Here is a 17,650-nt window from a genome sequence, read left to right as displayed (position 1 = left end):
CAACGAAAAAGGCCCCGCATGTGCGGAGCCTTTGGGAACCTCTCAGAGTGGGGCAGAATGCCGCCCCACCCTATTCGACCGCGTGAACCCGCGCGCCCGGCTGCATCGGAAAGGTGACGAGGCTCACCTCGACCAGATCCAGATCCTTGAGCACGCGGGGGCAGCGCCCGTCGGCGCGTGCGACGCGATAGCCGAAGGACAGGCCCGTCACCCGCCCCGCCTTCAGCAGCGCGCCGGCCTCTCCGGCCTCGCCGTCCAGCCGCCCGATCACGCGCAGCCCACGCTCGTCCTCGGCCATCTTCTCGACGATGCCGATGCGACGGCCGGGGCGGTGCTGCCACAGCAGCGGCACCGCCCGCGCATCCCAGGCCCGGATCGCGCGGGCGAAGGCGCCCTTGCGGATGATGTCGCCGCCGCGATCCTCCCGGTCGAACAGCGCCGCATAGCCCGCGAAGCGCACGCCCGCCGTTTCCGCTGGGCCGCTCATCCGCGCACCAGCGAGAACAGGCCCAGCTTCACCGCCATGCCGATCAGCATCAGCGCCAGCCCGGCGCGCACCAGCCAGCCGATCACCGCGCCCTTCGCCGCGCGCTTGGCATCCCGCCACGCGCCCAGCAGCTCGCGCAATTCCCGCACATCGCCCTCGGCGGCGCGGTCGGACAGGCCGAGCCGGTCGAGCGCCCGGCCCGCGCCCATCTCGCTCGCCTCCTCGACCAGCGCGCGCAGCATCACCAGGTCGCCGCCCAGTCCCTCCGCCTGCGCGACGAGGCCCGCGACGATATCGCTGTCCCTCATGCCCTGCCTCCCTTCGGGTCGATATCCAGCATCGCGCGCTTTTCCTCCGCCGTCAGGAAATCCGCCGCGCCGACGCGCTGCCATTGGGCGTCCCGCTCCTCCGCCAGTTCGGGCAGGCGGTCGAGGTCGGGCGCCAGCTCCAGCCCCGGCATCCAGCCGCGCAGCCCTTGCGCCAGCCCGCCCAATATCTTGCCGAGCAGCGGCAGGATCGTCTGCCGCCACAGCGCGCGGTTCGCCTCGCGATAATTGGCGTAGGTATTGTCGCCCGGCAGGCCGAGCAGCAGCGGCGGCACGCCGAAGGCCAGCGCGATCTCCCGCGCCGCACCCTGCTTCAGCGCGACGAAATCCATCTCGGACGGCGACATGCTGAGCGTCTGCCAGCTCAATCCCCCTTCCAGCAGCATCGGCCGCCCGGCATTGGCCGCGCCCTGAAAGGCCGCCTCCATCTCCGCCTTCAGCCGGGCGAACTGCTCGGCCGAAAGCGTCGCGCCATCGCCCGGATCGTAGACCAGCGCGCCGCTGGGCCGCGCCGCATTGTCGAGCAGCGCCTTGTTCCAGCGCGTCGCCGCATTGTGGATCGCCACCGGACCCGACGCCGCGCCAAGGCACCCCAGCCCGTAATGATCGTCGAGCGGGTTGGCCGTCTTCAAATGCACGATCGCGGGCCGCCCGGCGCCGTCCTCGGCGCAAAGGCGGCTCGTCCGGTCGCCGACGCGATAGCAATAGGCGACCGGCCAGCCCCGCGCGTCGACCTCGACGCCGACCCGCTCCGGGCGCAGCGCGAACAGCTCGGCGGGCTCGCCGCCGGCGTCGCACATTATCTGCGCATAGGCATTGCCGTGCAGCAACAGGTGCAGTGCCAGCGTCTCGACCAGCCCCTGCCCGCCCGACACCCGTGTCGCCAGCTCGCACGCGCGCGCATTGTCGGCGGCGGCGGCGCCCGCGGCACGGATCGCCGCGCCGCCCGCGCCCTCCGTCACCAGCCGCACCGCCCGCTGCGCGACCGGATTGGCGAGCACCGCCGCGCGCACCTGCGGCTCATAGGCGGAGGGCCATTCCCCCGCCGCCGCGCCGCCCGCCATCCACCCCGCCGCGCCCCAGCCATGGGTGCGCGACAGCGCCGGGCGCGGCGAACCCGCCGCACCCTTCCATCCGAATAATTTCATAAATGCTGCTCCCAAAAAAGCAGTTCGTCCGGTTCAATCGGAACCGGAAGGACAAGAGTTAGCAGGGGTCGAAATTCGTCCCAGGTGGAGGCGAGAGTGGTGATTTTCGAGCATCGGAGCGCAGCGTGCTTGAGGCACGTGAGCACCGAAGCGCAGAAAAGCGCCGCTCGCAGCCCCGCATGGGGCGGATTTCGGCCCCTGCTAAGCGGCGATCAGCCCCATCCCAACGCCCCGCACGGCGGCGGAAGTCCGGTCGGACACATCCAGCTTCCCGAATATCCGCCGCAAATAGGTGTCCACCGTCGCGGCGGAGAGGTCGAGTATTTCCGCGATCACGCCGTTGCTTTTACCGCGCGCCACCCATTCCAGTATCTCCAGCTCGCGCGCCGAAAGCGACGGGCCGGGCAGGCTGAGGTCGGGCAGCAACTGGCACAGCCGCATATGCGCCGCCTGCGCGATCAGGTGCATCTCGTCGAGCGGCGCCTTGTCCAGCGCCTCCTCGCTCACCGGGTTGCCGACCGCGATCGTCCCGTTGCGGCCGCGCGGGCCGTAGACCGGCAGGTTATAGCCGTCGCCCAGCCCGACCGCATGCATCGCGTCGCGAAAGGCCGCATGCTCGTCGTCGCCCTCCAGCGCGCGGGTGCCGTCGCTCCACCGCACCGGCACACCTTGCGCGATCGCATAGGCGGGGCCGAGGTCCCGCGCGCCCCAGCCCTCGTCGATATAGCGGCGCGTCACCGCGCGGGGAAAGCCGCGATGAATGACCGTAAAGCCCCGTATCGCCCCGCGCGCCTGCGGGCTGGCGATGAAATAGGCCAGCCCCTCGAAACCCTTGGACCGGAAATAGCGGCGCAACGGGCGCCACAGCGCGCGCGGGCTCTCCGCCTGACCGATCAGATCCAGTTCCGGGACGATATCCACATTCATGCATCGATCCTCGCACGTCAGATATTCCTTGTCGCCACGCCGCCAGAAGGCCCATCCGACTTGAAAGCGCCCCCGAGGCCGCTCGACATTCAGTTCAGGTGGAGCCGAAAAGCGTGATTTTCGAGCATCGGAGCGCAGCGACCTACAGGGTCGTGAGCACCGAAGCACAGAAAAGCGCGCTTTGCAGGCCCGCATGGACTGAATGTCGAGCGGCCTCCTAAAGGGTTCTTACCCGCTGGTTCTCCATCCTCCTGCCGAGCATGAGTTCGCTCAGCGCCCAGACCAGCGCATCCGCGCGATCGGGGGACCGGCCCGGCCCGCAATATCCTCCGCCGATCAGCATAGCACACATCTGGTCCTCCATCTCGGGAAAAGCACCGGCATGGGCGACGCGCCCGCGTTCGTAGAGCGCGGCGACCGGCTCCGCCCGCGCCGCCTTGCCCCGGCTCGCATGCACCAGCCGCAGCGGCAGGTCCGCCTGCGCGGCGCGCAGCACGCTGCCCACCATCTCGCCGCCATTATTGGCCTCCGCGACGATCCGGTCCGCGCCGTGCCGCATCGCCAGCGCGACGACGCGCGCGGCCCAGCCTTCCGGGCTGACGCCCGCGACCGTGCCGTCCTCGATCACATAGGCGCGCCCGTCCGCGCCCAGGCCGGCGGCGACGATGCCGCAGGCGTCGCCCGTGCTCGACGCGGGCGGGTCGACCGCGACGACGACCCGGTTCAGCGCCACGCCGCCCGGCTGCGCCAGCGCATCGCGCCGCACCCGGCACCGCTCGATCAGCGCACGCGTCCACAGCGCGCCCTCCGGCTCCTCGATCAGCTCGCCGTCCAGCTCCTGCCGCCCCAGCACCGTGCCGCCGTAATCGCGCTCCATCGCCGCGAGGAAGGCGGGCGGCAGATGGGCGCGGTTGTCCCGCGTCGCCCCGCGCGTCACCACCACGCCGCCCTGCGCGATCAGCCGCCGGATCAGCGGCACCGGGCGCGGCGTGGTCGTCGCCAGCAGGCGCGGCGTCCGGCCGAGCCGCAGACCGAGCATCAGATTGTCCCACGCCGCCTCGCCGTTCGCCCATTTGGCGATCTCGTCGGCCCAGCCATGGGTGAATTGCGGGCCGCGCAGCGAGTCCGGGTCGGCCGCGCCGAACAGCATCGCCTGCGCGCCCGATTTCCACACCAGCCGCCGCAGCGCCGGATGCCAGATCGGCCGGTCCCACCAGGGCGCGATGGCGAGAAGGCCGCTTTCCCCCTCCACCATCACGCTGCGCGCCTCATGCAGGCTCGCGCCGACCAGCGCGATGCGCGCGCCGCCGTCCGCTTCCGCGATCGACCGCACCCATTCCGCCCCGGCCCGCGTCTTGCCGAAGCCGCGTCCGGCCAGCATCAGCCACAGCCGCCAGTCGCCCGGCGGCGGCAATTGCTCCGGCCGCGCATGCACCGCCCAGTCGTGCAGCAGCGTCATCCGCCCGACCTCGCCGATCTGGTCGAGAAAGGCCGCAAGGCGATCGGGCGGCCAGTCGGCCAGTTCCTCCCATTGCGAGCGGCTCATGCCTCACCGTCCTCCGCACCGCCCGCCTCGTCGCCGCCCGCCGCATCGCCCGCCGCATCGGGCCGCATCGCCGCGATCCGCCGCTGGATCTCCGACCGCACATCCGCGCCGCCCGGCTCGCCTTCATCCGCCCGCCTGCCCTTTTCCGCGCGATAGGCATCGACGGTGCCCCTGTGCGCCAGCAGCAGGCGCAGCGCGACCGCATGGGGAAAGCTGTGCACCCGCTTGGTGCGCCGTCCGCCCTCGCCCTTGCCGTCCTCCACCGTCTCGGTGGTTTCCGTGCCGTGGATCGCCTGCCGCAGCAGCAGCATCTCCAGCTCGGCATAGCCCTGCTCCAGCGCCTCGGCCCATTGCGCCGCAAAGGCCGGGTCGCGCCGCCTGTACGCATAGATCTGGCCGGGATGGACGCCGACGCGCCGCGCCGCCTCCATCACGTTGCAGCTCGCCTGCAACTCCTCGATGAACTGCGCCTGCCGCTTCGCCGTCCAGCGGGTCCTTTTCTGTTTCCGGCGCTGCACGCCGCCGGACACGCCCCGCTGCAACACCAGCCCCGCGCTCTTCCTCCGTCCGCCGCCCTTTCCCTCGACCGCCATCATGCCTCCGGTTCCGCGCGAAAGGGACGGCAACGCAAAAGGGCCGGAAACCGTCACCGGTCCCAGCCCTTCCCGCCGCCGCCCCGCGGCGCGACTCAGATTTTTCCACTGTCGCAACATGTGCCAGAACAGCGTGACGATGTCAAGAAAAAATTACCAAATAGGTTAATACTCCCCCTTTGGGGGAGGGGAACCATGCGAAGCATGGTGGAGGGGCACAGGCCGCCGGACGTGACGATTGACTTGGAAAAGGCGATGTACCAAGCCAATGGCGCCCCTTCCTACCCCCGCCCCACTCGTCACCCAGCGCAGGCTGGGGGTCTCAGGCCCGGTCGCGCGCCGCCTCCTGAGATGCCAGCCTGCGCTGGCATGTCACGGAAATGCGTTTGTTTTGAGGTGGAAAACTGACATAGCCCAATCGTCATGCTGAACTTGTTTCAGCATCCATCAAGCCCCACAGACCGATGGTCAATCCGGCGAAATGGACCCTGAAACGAGTTCAGGGTGACGATGAAGGCAAAGGGACGCTTCTGGCCGAAACCAGCTACACCCCGTCCTCCGGCTCGGGCACGATCAGCCGCGCCACGAAGCCGCCCGCCGGATCGTTGCGGAATTCCAGCTTTCCCCCGAAGCGCTCCATGATCTGGTGCGCGGTCGGGATGCCGAGGCCGAAACCGGCGGTGTCGCGCGGGCGGGCCTCGTCCACGCGGAAAAAAGGATCGCGCACCCGCTCGAAATATTCCTCGGCCAGCCCCGGCCCGTCGTCGGCGATCTCGATCATCCAGCGGTCGCCCAGCGTGCCCACCCGCACCTCGGCCCGCGTGCCGTGGTGCAGCGCATTGTCGATCAGCGGCTGCACCGCCATCGCCAGCGGCTCGCGCCAGGTCGTCACCGGTGCCTGCGCGGGCGCGATCAGGCTCGCCTGCTCGCCCAGCGACGCCAGCATGTCGCGCACCATCGGCACCAGATCGACCGGCTCCGGCGCGCCGCCCTCCAGATGCTGCGCGCGCAGGAAGCGCTGGAGCGACATCAGCAGCGCCTCCATCTCGTCCGCGCTGGTGCTGACGATCTTGGCGATCTCGCTCTCGCCCATGAAGTCGGACGCCAGCTTCAGCCGGCTCAGCGGCGTGCGCAGGTCATGGCTGATCGCCTCGAACGATCGCGCCTGGTCCTCCTCCAGCCCGGCGATGCGCGCCTGCATGTCGTTGAACGAGCGGGCGAGGTTGCGCAGGTCGGCGGGGCCGCTTTCGCGGATCGGCGCCAGCTTCTGGCCGTGGCTCAGCGTCTCGGCGGCTTCGGACAATTTGCGCAGCGGCGCCGTCAGCACGCGCAGCGCATAGACGCCCACGCCCACGGCGATCAGCGTGATGAGCAGGGTCATGACCATCGCCCGCAGCGCGATCGGCCAGCCGGTCGAGATATCGCGCGAGCGGAAATTCAGCCATGTCTCGTCATCGAGCCGCATCGCGCCGACCAGATCGCGGCTGCCATAGGGCTTGCGCTCTATGTCGAGCAGCAGCGTCTGCCGCGCCAGATCCGGCTCCCACTTCAATATGCGCCGCCGGATGTCCGCGACGTCGCCCTCCTTCCCCATCGCGCGGATCGACGGGGTCGCGGCGGTGGCGGCGTGGAGATGATGGGTGCTCATCACCCCGGCGGTCAGGCCGGGGTCCAGATCATGCACGCGATGGCTGACGACCAGCAGTTCGGCCACGCGGCGCGCATGGTCCTCCTGCACCGATTGCCGGTCTATCGCCTCGTAGAACAGGGTGCTCGCCACCACCTCGACGATGCCGACCGCGAGGATCAGCAGCATCGCATAGCCGACGAACCGGTGCGGCCGCAGCCGCCCCCGGATCAGCCCTTCCCGGATCAGCCCTTCCCGATTCTGGCCTTCCGTGTTTCCGGTGCTGTTCCGGCGCCCCGTCAATCGCGGCGGACCTTGTCGATGGTGAGCACGCGCTCCTTGCCGCCGCGATCGGGCCAGAGAATCGCCTGCCCCTCGCGCAGGCCGATCAGCCCCGCCCCCACCGGCGTCAGGATGGAGATGCGCCCGTCGGCGATGTCGGCATCCTTGGGATAGACCAGCTGCACCACCCGCCGCGCGCCGGTCGCGCCATCGGTGAACTCGACCGTCGACTGCATCGTCACCACGTCGGCGGGGATGGTCTTCGCGCTATGGATATGCGCGCGCGCGATTTCCTTGAGCAGCATCTCGCTCACCTGCGGCAGCCGCTCCTCCACGCCGAGCGCGAGGTCGGTCAGCGCGTCGGCCTCGCTGTCGATCATGTGAACGGGGGGGCGGCGCGCCGCCTTGCTGTTGGTCATGCTGGTACGTCCTTTGTCCAAATCTCCGTGCCGGGGCCTGCTGGGCGCAGCGCGGGCACGATTTCCATCCGATCGGTTCAGCCCCCAGGCTCAGGGCAGGGTGCACCGAACCTGGGGCTGGACGCCCGCAAGCAGCTGTCCTCCGTCATGGCGGAAGTGGAAAGGACGAATGGATGCCGTCATGGGCGAAGGATGTCACCGGAAGCAGGGCAAGTCAATTTCCTCTATGCGAGGGCGGCGCCGGGCTGGGTCATGACTTCGGGGAGAGCGCCCCTTTCTCCCTCCCCACCCCATCCCTACCTCTTCGTCACCCCACCGCAGGCCGGGGTCGCAGGTCATGTCGCGCGCCGCCGCACAGATGCCAGCCTGCGCTGGCATGACGGCAGATCAAGGTCCGCCACCCGCCCCTACCGGACCGCCGCCCGCCGCGATATCCCTCTGGCCTCGCCTGCCCATTTCCGCTACCTCCCCTGCCGATGCTGACTTTTCTGTACCAGTGGATGCTGGCCAAGGCCGCCCATCGCCATGCCGATCGCTGGCTCGCCGCCATCTCCTTCATGGAATCGAGCTTCTTCCCGATCCCGCCGCATCCGCTGCTGGGGCTGATGTGCCTCGCCCGCCCCGAAAAGGCGCTGCGCTACGGCGTCATCTGCACGCTCGCCTCGGTGCTGGGCGGGCTACTCGGCTATGCGATCGGCTATTTCCTCTATGAGAGCGTGGGCATGGCGATGCTCGCCGCGCTCGGCCTTGCCGACAAGTTCCCGGCGGCCGCCTGCTATCTGCGGGAATATGGGGCGGAGATCATCCTGCTGAAGGGCGCGACGCCGATCCCGTTCAAGCTCATTACCATCACCGCGGGCTTCATCGGCCTGTCGATCGTCACCTTCCTGTGGGCCAGCGTGCTGTCCCGCGCCTTTCAGTTCATGCTGGTGGGCGCGCTGTTCTGGAAATATGGCGCGGCGATCAAGCCGTGGATCGAGCGCTATCTCGGCTGGCTGACGGCGGCCTTCCTCGTGCTGGTGGTCGGCGGTTTCCTCGCGGTCGGCGCGCTGGGCGGCGGGGGAGAGGACAAGGCGTCGGACAAGTGCAGCCGCGCCACCATGGCGCAGACCGTTTCCACCCGCTGAGCGATGACCGGCAAAGCACTCCGCCATCCCCTGCCGCTTGCCCTCATCGCAGGGAGCGTCGCCGCGCTCGGCTTCGCGCCGCTCGGCCTGTGGCCGCTGGCGCTGGCCGCGCTCGCGCTGCTCCTCCTGCTGGCGGAGCGCGCGCGCACCCGCAAGGCCGCGTTCCTCACCGGCTGGTGCTTCGGCCTCGCCCATTTCACCGTCGGCCTCAACTGGATCGCCCACGCCTTCACCTATCAGGACGCGATGCCGCACTGGTTCGGCTATGGCGCGGTCGTCGCGCTCTCACTCTATCTCGCGGTCTGGCCCGGCCTCGCGGTGCTGGCGCTCCACATCGCGCGCGCGCGCTGCCCGCAGCTGCCAGCCGCGCCGCTCGCCGCAGGGCTATGGGTGATCGCCGAATATGGCCGCGCCACGGCCTTCACCGGCTTCGCCTGGGATCCGCTCGGCCTGATCTGGCTGGGCACCGGGGTCGATCAGGCCGCGCGCTGGATCGGCACCTATGGCCTCTCCGCGCTCGCCATCCTCGCCGCCGCCGCGCTGCTGGCGCTGGGACAGAGGCGCTGGCGCGACGGCCTGCCGACGCTGGCGGGCCTCGCACTGCTCGCGGGGGCTGGCCATCTGCCGCTGTCCGCCGGGGACACCCCCTCCACCGGCCCGGCGATCACCATCGTCCAGCCCAATATCGACCAGAGCGACAAATATGACGCCGCGCTCGATCAGGAGAATTTCGCCAAGCTCGCCCGGCTGACCGGCCCCTCCTCGCCCGATCGCCCGCGACTCGTCTTCTGGCCGGAGGCCGCGCTGCCCGCCTGGCTCGACATGGAGCCGGACTGGCGCGCCGCGCTCGCCGGGCTGCTCGGCCCGCACGACCTGCTGATGACCGGCGGGGTCAAGGTCTATCTGGAGGAAAGGCCGCACGACCTCTACACCGAGCGGAGGATCAAGGGTGCGCGCAACAGCGCCTGGGTGCTCACCCCGGACGCGCGCCTCGTCGCCCGCTACGACAAGGCGCATCTGGTGCCCTATGGCGAATATCTGCCGATGCGCGCGATCCTCCAGCCGCTGGGCCTGTCCCGCCTCGTGCCCGGCGACGCGGATTTCTGGCCCGGCCCCGGCCCGCGCTCGCTGATCCTCCCCGCCGGACAGGGCAGGGGCGCGCTGAAGATGGGCGTGCAGATCTGCTATGAGATCATCTTCTCCGGCCAGGTGGTGGACCGCAAGGACCGGCCCGCCTTCCTCTACAACCCGTCGAACGACGCGTGGTTCGGCGACTGGGGGCCGCCGCAGCATCTGGCGCAGGCGCGGATGCGCGCGATCGAGGAGGCGATGCCGATTCTCCGCTCCACCCCGACCGGCATTTCGGCGGTGATCGACGGCCATGGCCGCCTGCTCGCCCATGTCCCGCTGCATCGCGAAGGGGCGATCAACGCCCGCCTGCCCGAAGCGCTGCCGCCCACGCTCTTCTCCCGCTTCGGCAACGCCCTTCCCCTCGGCCTTGCGCTGGCGCTTGTCGCATTGGCCGTTGCAACCGCGCGGCTCAGGCGCTAAAGCGCGGGGCACATAAGGCTTTCTTTATGTAGCTTCACGACGGACAGGAGCATCATGCGCCAGAATTATCTCTTCACTTCCGAAAGCGTGTCGGAAGGCCACCCGGATAAGGTCGCGGACCAGATTTCGGACGCGATCGTCGACCTGTTCCTGTCGAAGGACCCCGAGGCGCGCATCGCCTGCGAAACGCTGACCACCACCCAGCTGGTCGTGCTGGCGGGCGAGATCCGCTGCAAGGGCGTCTATGAAAATGGCGAATGGGCGCCCGGCGCTCTCGAAGAGATCGAAAAGACCGTGCGCAACACGGTGCGCGAGATCGGCTATGAGCAGGACGGCTTCCACTGGGAAACGCTGCGCTTCGAAAACAACCTGCACGGCCAGTCCGCCCATATCGCGCAGGGCGTCGATGCATCGGGCAACAAGGATGAAGGCGCGGGCGATCAGGGCATCATGTTCGGTTTCGCCTGCGACGAAACGCCGGACCTCATGCCCGCGACCCTCTATTACAGCCACAAGATTCTGGAGCAGATGGCCGCCGACCGCCACAGCGGCGCCGCGCCCTTCCTCGAACCCGACACCAAGAGCCAGGTGACGCTGCGCTTCGAGAACGGCAAGCCCGCCGCCTGCACCGCCGTCGTCGTCTCCACCCAGCACGCGCCGGGCTATGACACGGGCGACAAGGAAGCCGAGCTGAAGAATTATGTGAAGCAGGTGGTGGCGCAGGTCATCCCGGCCGGGCTGCTGTCCGACGCGACCGTCTATCACATCAACCCGACCGGCAGCTTCGAGATCGGCGGGCCGGATGGCGACGCAGGGCTGACCGGCCGCAAGATCATCGTCGACACCTATGGCGGCGCGGCGCCCCATGGCGGCGGCGCGTTCAGCGGCAAGGACCCGACCAAGGTGGACCGCTCGGCCGCCTATGTGACGCGCTATCTCGCCAAGAATGTGGTGGCGGCGGGCCTTGCCAAGCGCTGCACCATCCAGATCGCCTATGCGATCGGCGTTTCCGAGCCGCTCTCGCTCTATGTCGACACCCACGGCACCGGCACCGTCGCCGACGACAAGCTGGAAGCGGCGATCGCGCAGGTCGCGAAGGATCGCCTCGGCGGCCTCACCCCGCGCGGCATCCGCACCGCGCTCGGCCTCAACAAGCCGATCTACCGCAAGAGCGCGGCCTATGGCCATTTCGGCCGCACGGCGGAAGGCGACTTCTTCCCGTGGGAGCGCACCGATCTGGCCGACGCGCTGAAGGCGGCGCTCTGATCGGGCCTAAAGCTTTGTAAACTTCATGACGCGGGCGAGGAGCGTTCTTCCCGCCCGCGCGATCCGGGTCTAGACATCATGCCGGGCGCCTTTCGGGTCGCGCCCGGCATTTTTGCAAGGACCGGAACCATGCGCAATCGCTTCGCCGCCTGCCTCATCGCCTTCTCCCTGCTGACCGCCACCGCCGCCCCGGCCATGGCCGCGCCCTGCAAGGACGCCAGGGGCAAGTTCGTCAAATGCCCGGAAAAGAAGCCCGCCGCCAAAAAGGGCCCATGCAAGGACGCGAAGGGCAAATTCGTGAAGTGCGCGAAATAGGCCGAACGCCCGCGTTCCGCTTTAGGGTGGGAAGCGGACGTTCCTCTACCCGTCACCCCGGCGCAGGCCGGGGTCGCGCGCCGTCTCCCGTCATGCCAGCCTTCGCTGGCATGACGGGAAGGGAGAGGTTAGGTAGTTAGATGTAACCTAATCGTCATGCTGAACTTGTTTCAGCATCCATCAAGCCCCACAGTCCGCTGGTCAATCCGGCGAAATGGGCCTTGAGCCGAAGGCCAGCGCAGCTAATCAAGTTACAGGGTGACGATGAAGGCGGAGGTCCGCTCTTGGCCGAAACCCGCCGTCCCTCCCTTCCCCATTGCATCACCGCCCCGCATGCCGCATCAGCGCTGCATGAGCAGCCTTGCCTTTCTCCTCGCCGCCATCGCCGAAATCGCCGGATGCTTCTCCTTCTGGGCGTGGCTGCGCATGGACAGGTCGCCGCTCTGGCTGATCCCCGGCATCGCCTCGCTCTGCCTGTTCGCCTGGGCGCTGACGCTGGTGGACTCGTCCCATGCCGGGCGCGCCTATGCGGCCTATGGCGGCGTCTATATCGTCAGCGCGATCGCGTGGCTGTGGCTGGTCGAAGGCGCGCGGCCCGATCGCTGGGATCTGCTCGGCGGCGCGATCTGCCTCTCCGGGGCGGCGCTGATCCTGTGGGGGCCGCGCCCGGCCTGACCAGCCTGCGCCCGCTTGCCAGTCCCGCGGCAGGCAGCTAAGCGCTCCACCCATGACAGCACATAAATCCGGCGACCCCACCACGCTCAACCGGCTCTACGGCCGCCAGTCCGGGCACAAGCTGCGCGCGGGCCAGCAACAGCTGGTCGACGAACTGCTGCCCGCTCTCTCCGTGCCGGAGGAAGGGCCGGTCACCGCCGAGCGGCTGTTCGGCTATGACCGCCCGCTGCATTTCGAGATCGGCTTCGGCGGCGGCGAGCATCTGGCGTATCGCGCTGACCTGCTGCCCGATCACGGCTTCATCGGCTGCGAGCCGTTCCTCAACGGCGTGGTCTCCGCGCTCGGCCATATCCGCGACCAGCGCCTGCCCAATATCCGCCTGCACATGGGCAATGCGCTGGAGGTCCTTTCCCGCATACCCGACGGCGCGCTGTCCTTCGTCTATCTGCTGCACCCCGACCCCTGGCCCAAGGCCCGCCACGCCAAGCGGCGGATGATGAACAAGGGGCCGGTGGACATGATCTCGGCGAAGCTGAAACCCGGCGGCGAATTCCGTTTCGGCACCGACCACCCCGTCTATCTGCGCTGGGCGCTGATGGTGATGAACGGGCGCGAGGATTTCGACTGGCTGTGCGAAAGCCCGCGCGATTTCCTCACCCGGCCCGGCGGCTGGCCGGAAACCCGCTATGAGGCGAAGGCGCGCCGCATCGGGCACGAGGTCTGGTATTTCCGCTACCGCAAGCGCGGCTGACCGCCGGGCCGGGCCACCCGCGCGGCCCCGACTTCCGCCATTGTCGCCTATTGCGGCCTATTGCTGATTGCCGTCCCGCACGTCCACGGTCGGCACGTCGATGGTTTCCTTCTTGGTGCCCACGACGACCTTCTTCGAATCCACATCGACTTTGGGCAGTTCGCCGCCCTTGACGCTGACATCCACATCGGGCAGCGCGCCGCGCCTCACCTCGGCGCTCCAGAAACCGGTCGCGAACAGCACCGCGACGATCGCCACGATCAACAGGATAACGACCAACAACGCCCGCGCGCCGCCACCGCGACGGCGCTCGGCGATCCTTTCCTCGCGGCGGGCTTCTTCCACATCCAGCCTGCGGTCTTCATATCTGTCCATGAGTCCTCTCCTCATTCTGGCATGGCGTCAACCAGCCAGAAGAGGCTCAGGTTCCCGCGCCTGCGTCGAGGCGAGGAAAGGGACCTTCAGTTGGGCGCGTTGCTGATGTCGACCTTTTCCACCCATTCGGGGTAGAAGCTCGGCTCGCGGTTCGACCAGCCGATCGCGGTCGCCGCCGCCTCGCTGATCGACTGGAGCAGCGCGCGCCGCCGGTCGGGGTGGAGGTTGGGCAGGCTCGCCGCCGCGCAGAAGGCGGCCGGCAGCCAGGGCCGCGCGCCCGCGCCCAGCAACCGCTCATAGAGGAAGCGATAGGCGGAGAAGCTGTTGAGCCGGTCCTGCCCCAGATCGAAGGCGGAGATGCTGATCAGCGGCGCCATGAACGGCTCCACCTGCTCCAGACCGCTGTCGTCGGGGATGATCGTGCGCAATTCGTTGAGCCGTTCGTAGACGCGGGACTGCGCGCGGATGCTGGCGGCCTCCACCACGTCGCGACACCACAGCTCCATCACGTCGGCCCGGCGGAACGCCACATCGAGCGACCGGCGGACATAGCGCTGCGTTGCTGCGGGGAAACTGGCGAATTCGCGCATTTCCGCGAGAGTGATGGAGCCTTCTGGCGCCTTGCCGCTGCTAGCCATATTCCTTGCCTTCCGAACTGCGAGAACCCGGATATCCACACCATATTTCCAACATGGTTAGCAAAGGCTTAATTCCCCGTTGCCCAAGGTTCATGAGCGGATGTTAATCCTGCTTCCCCGCGATTGGCAAGGGCTTTGTGCAGTGCAGCATAAGCGCCGGGCGATGGCCGTCCGCCTCCCCGGCATGTCCATTGCCGCCGGGTCCGGTTCGAGCAGACCACCCGGCCGGAGAGGCCAAGCGGCCACCGCCGGGCCGCAACCCGACAGGCGCGCCGGACAAAAAACGCCCCCGGATGCAAGGGACATCCGAGGGCGCATCCTGCATGCTGTCGGGCACTTCAGGATCTCTGAAACTTTCCATGACCTGCCAGAAATAGATGCGCGGAAAGGAGCGCGCCGTCGCCAGCGCCTGCATCCTCCCGTGTCATCGGCCCCCGCTACCTTCCCCAAGGTAACAATCTGACGAATCGCGCGGAACGTAACGTAATTTCTCGAAAGGTGCGAGGAAAAAATTAAAATTTGATAAGCATCCGCCCCCGACGGCGATGATCGCAATTGCGGAAAGCCGCTCTGGAACATATATGGAACAGCTAAGGTGCGACTCCGCCCGTGGCGGCGGCGGGCGCATGCAAAGACCGGCAATCAGGAATTTTTCCCACTCATGCTGACCCATATCAAGGTGCGGGGCGCGCGCGAACACAACCTCAAGGGTGTCGACGTCGACCTGCCGCGCGACAAGCTGATCGTCATCACCGGCCTTTCCGGATCGGGCAAGTCCAGCCTCGCCTTCGACACCATCTATGCCGAGGGGCAGCGCCGCTATGTCGAGTCGCTCTCCGCCTATGCGCGCCAGTTTCTGGAGATGATGCAGAAGCCGGATGTCGAGCATATCGACGGCCTCTCCCCCGCGATCAGCATCGAGCAGAAGACGACCAGCCGCAATCCGCGCTCGACCGTCGCCACCGTGACGGAAATTTACGATTATATGCGCCTGCTCTGGGCGCGCATCGGCATTCCCTATTCGCCCGCGACGGGCCTGCCCATCTCGGCGCAGACCGTCAGCCAGATGGTCGACCGGGTGATGGCGTTGCCGGACGGCACGCGGCTCTATCTGCTCGCGCCGGTGGTGCGCGGGCGCAAGGGCGAATATCGCAAGGAACTGGCCGAATGGCAGAAAGGCGGCTTCACCCGCGTCCGCATCGATGGAGAGCTTCACAATATCGAGGAAGCCCCCGCCCTCGACAAGAAATACAAGCATGACATCGAGGTCGTGGTGGATCGCATCGCGGTGCGCCATGACGATGACGGCAGCCTGCGCACCCGCCTAGCCGACAGCTTCGAGACGGCGCTCAAACTGGCCGACGGCCTCGCCTATGCCGATCTCGCCGAGGGCGTCGTGCCCGGCCGCGAGGAGGAAGCGCAGGCGGGCGGGGCGATGAAGAATGCGGGCATCCCCGCCAACCGCATCGTGTTCAGCGAGAAATTCGCCTGCCCGGTTTCCGGCTTCACCATCCCCGATATCGAGCCGCGTCTGTTCAGCTTCAACGCGCCGCAGGGCGCCTGTCCGGCCTGCGACGGCCTCGGCGAGAAGATGCTGTTCGACGAACAGCTCGTCGTCCCCAATGAGGAACTGACGCTCAAGAAGGGCGCGATCGTGCCCTGGGCGAAGTCCAACCCGCCCAGCCCCTATTATATGCAGGTGCTCGCCAGCCTCGCGCGCGAATTCGGCTTTTCCCTCGACACGCCGTGGCAGGAGCTGCCGGGCGAGGTGCGGCTCATCATCCTGCACGGCACCGGCGGCAAGCCCGTCACGCTGCGCTTTCAGGACGGCAAGAAGAGCTATGAGGTGCAAAAGCCGTTCGAGGGCGTGATCGGCAACCTCAACCGCCGCCTGCTCCAGACCGACAGCGCGTGGATGCGCGAGGAGCTGAGCAAATATCAGACCGCGCAACCGTGCGAGACCTGCGGCGGCGCGCGCCTCAAGCCCGAGGCACTGAGCGTGCGCGTCGCGCAGAGCGACATCAGTGCCGTCACCCGCTTTTCGGTCGTCGATGCGCTGGCATGGTTCACCGCGCTGCCGGAGCACCTGACCGACCAGCAGAACCAGATTGCCCGCGCGATCCTGAAGGAGATCGTCGAGCGCCTCGGCTTCCTCAACAATGTCGGCCTCGACTATCTCAACCTCGACCGCACCTCCGGCACGCTGTCGGGCGGCGAGAGCCAGCGCATCCGGCTCGCCAGCCAGATCGGCTCCGGCCTTTCGGGTGTGCTCTATGTGCTCGACGAACCCTCGATCGGCCTGCACCAGCGCGACAATGACATGCTGCTCGCGACATTGAAGCGCCTGCGCGACCTCGGCAATACGGTGCTGGTGGTCGAGCATGACGAGGACGCGATCCGCACCGCCGATTATATCCTCGATATGGGGCCGGGCGCGGGCGTCCATGGCGGGGAGATCGTCGCGCAGGGGACGCTGCCCGAAATCCTCGCCACCAAGGGATCGATGACCGCCGATTATCTCAACGGCACCCGCGCGATTGCCGTGCCGAAGAAGCGGCGCAAGGGCAATGGCAAGAAGCTGACGCTGACCAATGCCCGCGCCAACAACCTCAAGGGCGTGACCGCCAGCATCCCGCTCGGCACCTTCACCTGCATCACCGGCGTGTCGGGGTCGGGCAAGTCCAGCTTCACGCTCGACACCCTCTACGCCGCCGCCGCGCGCGCGCTGAACGGCGCGCGCATCGTCGCCGGGCCGCATGACAAGCTGACCGGGCTGGAGCATTGCGACAAGGTGATCGACATCGACCAGTCGCCCATCGGCCGCACGCCCCGGTCCAACCCGGCGACCTATACCGGCGCCTTCACCAATATCCGCGACTGGTTCGCCGGCCTGCCCGAAGCGCAGGCGCGCGGATACAAGCCGGGGCGCTTCTCCTTCAACGTCAAGGGCGGCCGCTGCGAGGCCTGCCAGGGCGACGGCGTCATCAAGATCGAGATGCACTTCCTGCCGGACGTCTACGTCACCTGCGAGGAATGCCACGGCAAGCGCTACAACCGCGAAACCCTCGAAGTGAAGTTCAAGGGCATGAGCATCGCCGACGTGCTCGACATGACGGTCGAGGATGCAGTCGAGTTCTTCAAGGCGGTGCCGCCGATCCGCGACAAGATGGCGATGCTGGCCGAGGTGGGCCTAGGCTATGTGAAGGTCGGACAGCAGGCGACCACCCTGTCGGGCGGCGAGGCGCAGCGGGTGAAGCTGGCCAAGGAACTCTCCCGCCGCGCGACGGGCCGCACCCTCTATATCCTCGACGAGCCGACCACCGGCCTCCATTTCGAGGATGTGCGCAAGCTGCTGGAGGTGTTGCACGCGCTGGTCGAGCAGGGCAACAGCGTGGTGGTGATCGAGCATAATCTCGACGTCATCAAGACGGCGGACTGGATCATCGACCTCGGCCCGGAAGGCGGCGTCAAGGGCGGCGAGATCATCGCTGTCGGCACGCCGGAGCAGGTGATCAACGAGCCGCGCAGCTATACCGGCAAATATCTGGCGCCCCTGCTGGGGCAGAAGGCAGCGGCGGCGGCGGAATAGCAGGCCGC

17 protein-coding genes are annotated in these 17,650 nt (G+C 67.9%); 7 read left to right on the top strand and 10 right to left on the bottom strand.

What is annotated here, in order from left to right; all coding sequences use genetic code 11:
- Positions 1-70 precede the first annotated feature (70 nt).
- The 8 genes from GGR43_RS05855 to rnk form a co-directional block, all read right to left on the bottom strand.
- A complete protein-coding gene (locus GGR43_RS05855) occupies positions 71-487 on the bottom strand; it encodes an HK97 family phage prohead protease (RefSeq protein ID WP_188071019.1) in 417 nt (138 codons plus the stop codon).
- On the bottom strand, positions 484-795 hold the full coding sequence (locus GGR43_RS05850; protein WP_188071018.1) for a DUF6127 family protein: 312 nt from the start codon (positions 793-795) through the stop codon (positions 484-486). Before GGR43_RS05850 ends, GGR43_RS05855 begins: the two co-directional genes overlap by 4 nt.
- A complete protein-coding gene (locus GGR43_RS05845; RefSeq protein ID WP_188071017.1) occupies positions 792-1,961 on the bottom strand; it encodes a phage portal protein in 1,170 nt (389 codons plus the stop codon). The genes GGR43_RS05850 and GGR43_RS05845 overlap by 4 nt, the downstream gene beginning before the upstream one ends.
- A gap of 201 nt (positions 1,962-2,162) precedes the next feature.
- Positions 2,163-2,888 (bottom strand): helix-turn-helix transcriptional regulator, encoded by a 726-nt coding sequence (locus tag GGR43_RS05840; protein WP_188071016.1) that lies wholly within the window; start codon positions 2,886-2,888, stop codon positions 2,163-2,165.
- A 217-nt stretch (positions 2,889-3,105) separates the two neighbouring features.
- Positions 3,106-4,434, bottom strand: a complete 1,329-nt coding sequence (locus tag GGR43_RS05835; protein ID WP_188071015.1) for a DNA-packaging protein — start codon at positions 4,432-4,434, stop codon at positions 3,106-3,108.
- Positions 4,431-5,030, bottom strand: coding sequence for a transposase (locus GGR43_RS05830; protein WP_188071014.1), 600 nt, complete (start codon positions 5,028-5,030; stop codon positions 4,431-4,433). The genes GGR43_RS05835 and GGR43_RS05830 overlap by 4 nt, the downstream gene beginning before the upstream one ends.
- Before the next feature lie 541 nt (positions 5,031-5,571).
- Positions 5,572-6,957, bottom strand: a complete 1,386-nt coding sequence (locus tag GGR43_RS05825) for an ATP-binding protein (RefSeq protein WP_246343366.1) — start codon at positions 6,955-6,957, stop codon at positions 5,572-5,574.
- Positions 6,954-7,355 (bottom strand): nucleoside diphosphate kinase regulator, encoded by a 402-nt coding sequence (gene rnk / locus GGR43_RS05820; RefSeq protein ID WP_188071013.1) that lies wholly within the window; start codon positions 7,353-7,355, stop codon positions 6,954-6,956. The genes GGR43_RS05825 and rnk overlap by 4 nt, the downstream gene beginning before the upstream one ends.
- 476 nt (positions 7,356-7,831) lie before the next feature.
- On the opposite strand from rnk, the gene GGR43_RS05815 reads away from it, so the two are divergent.
- The 6 genes from GGR43_RS05815 (at position 7,832) to trmB (ending at position 13,040) form a co-directional block, all read left to right on the top strand.
- A complete protein-coding gene (locus GGR43_RS05815; RefSeq protein WP_188071012.1) occupies positions 7,832-8,482 on the top strand; it encodes a YqaA family protein in 651 nt (216 codons plus the stop codon).
- Positions 8,483-8,485: 3 nt separating this feature from the next.
- On the top strand, positions 8,486-10,033 hold the full coding sequence (gene lnt, locus GGR43_RS05810) for an apolipoprotein N-acyltransferase (RefSeq protein WP_188071011.1): 1,548 nt from the start codon (positions 8,486-8,488) through the stop codon (positions 10,031-10,033).
- A 54-nt stretch (positions 10,034-10,087) separates the two neighbouring features.
- The gene (gene metK / locus GGR43_RS05805) at positions 10,088-11,299 is read left to right on the top strand and encodes a methionine adenosyltransferase (RefSeq protein ID WP_188071010.1); all 1,212 of its coding nucleotides are present in this window, start codon (positions 10,088-10,090) and stop codon (positions 11,297-11,299) included.
- Between the two features lie 129 nt (positions 11,300-11,428).
- Positions 11,429-11,614 carry a hypothetical protein gene (locus GGR43_RS05800; RefSeq protein WP_188071009.1) on the top strand — a complete coding sequence of 62 codons (186 nt, stop codon included), beginning with the start codon at positions 11,429-11,431 and terminating at the stop codon, positions 11,612-11,614.
- A gap of 351 nt (positions 11,615-11,965) precedes the next feature.
- Complete coding sequence (locus GGR43_RS05795) at positions 11,966-12,289, top strand: YnfA family protein (RefSeq protein WP_188071008.1); 324 nt, start codon at positions 11,966-11,968, stop codon at positions 12,287-12,289.
- Positions 12,290-12,341: 52 nt separating this feature from the next.
- Positions 12,342-13,040 carry a tRNA (guanine(46)-N(7))-methyltransferase TrmB gene (trmB, locus tag GGR43_RS05790; protein WP_188071007.1) on the top strand — a complete coding sequence of 233 codons (699 nt, stop codon included), beginning with the start codon at positions 12,342-12,344 and terminating at the stop codon, positions 13,038-13,040.
- Between the two features lie 57 nt (positions 13,041-13,097).
- Here the strand turns inward: trmB and GGR43_RS05785 are convergent, their stop codons facing one another.
- Positions 13,098-13,415, bottom strand: a complete 318-nt coding sequence (locus tag GGR43_RS05785) for a hypothetical protein (RefSeq protein ID WP_246343364.1) — start codon at positions 13,413-13,415, stop codon at positions 13,098-13,100.
- 86 nt (positions 13,416-13,501) lie between these two features.
- On the bottom strand, positions 13,502-14,053 hold the full coding sequence (locus GGR43_RS05780) for a hypothetical protein (RefSeq protein WP_188071006.1): 552 nt from the start codon (positions 14,051-14,053) through the stop codon (positions 13,502-13,504).
- Between the two features lie 661 nt (positions 14,054-14,714).
- Here GGR43_RS05780 and uvrA point away from each other — a divergent pair.
- On the top strand, positions 14,715-17,642 hold the full coding sequence (gene uvrA, locus GGR43_RS05775; protein WP_188071005.1) for an excinuclease ABC subunit UvrA: 2,928 nt from the start codon (positions 14,715-14,717) through the stop codon (positions 17,640-17,642).
- Positions 17,643-17,650: the final 8 nt, after the last annotated feature.

The organism is Sphingobium jiangsuense (genome assembly GCF_014196495.1).
GTDB lineage: Bacteria > Pseudomonadota > Alphaproteobacteria > Sphingomonadales > Sphingomonadaceae > Sphingobium > Sphingobium jiangsuense.
Note: the sequence above shows the minus strand (reverse complement) of the source record. Positions and strands in the feature narration are given on the sequence as shown.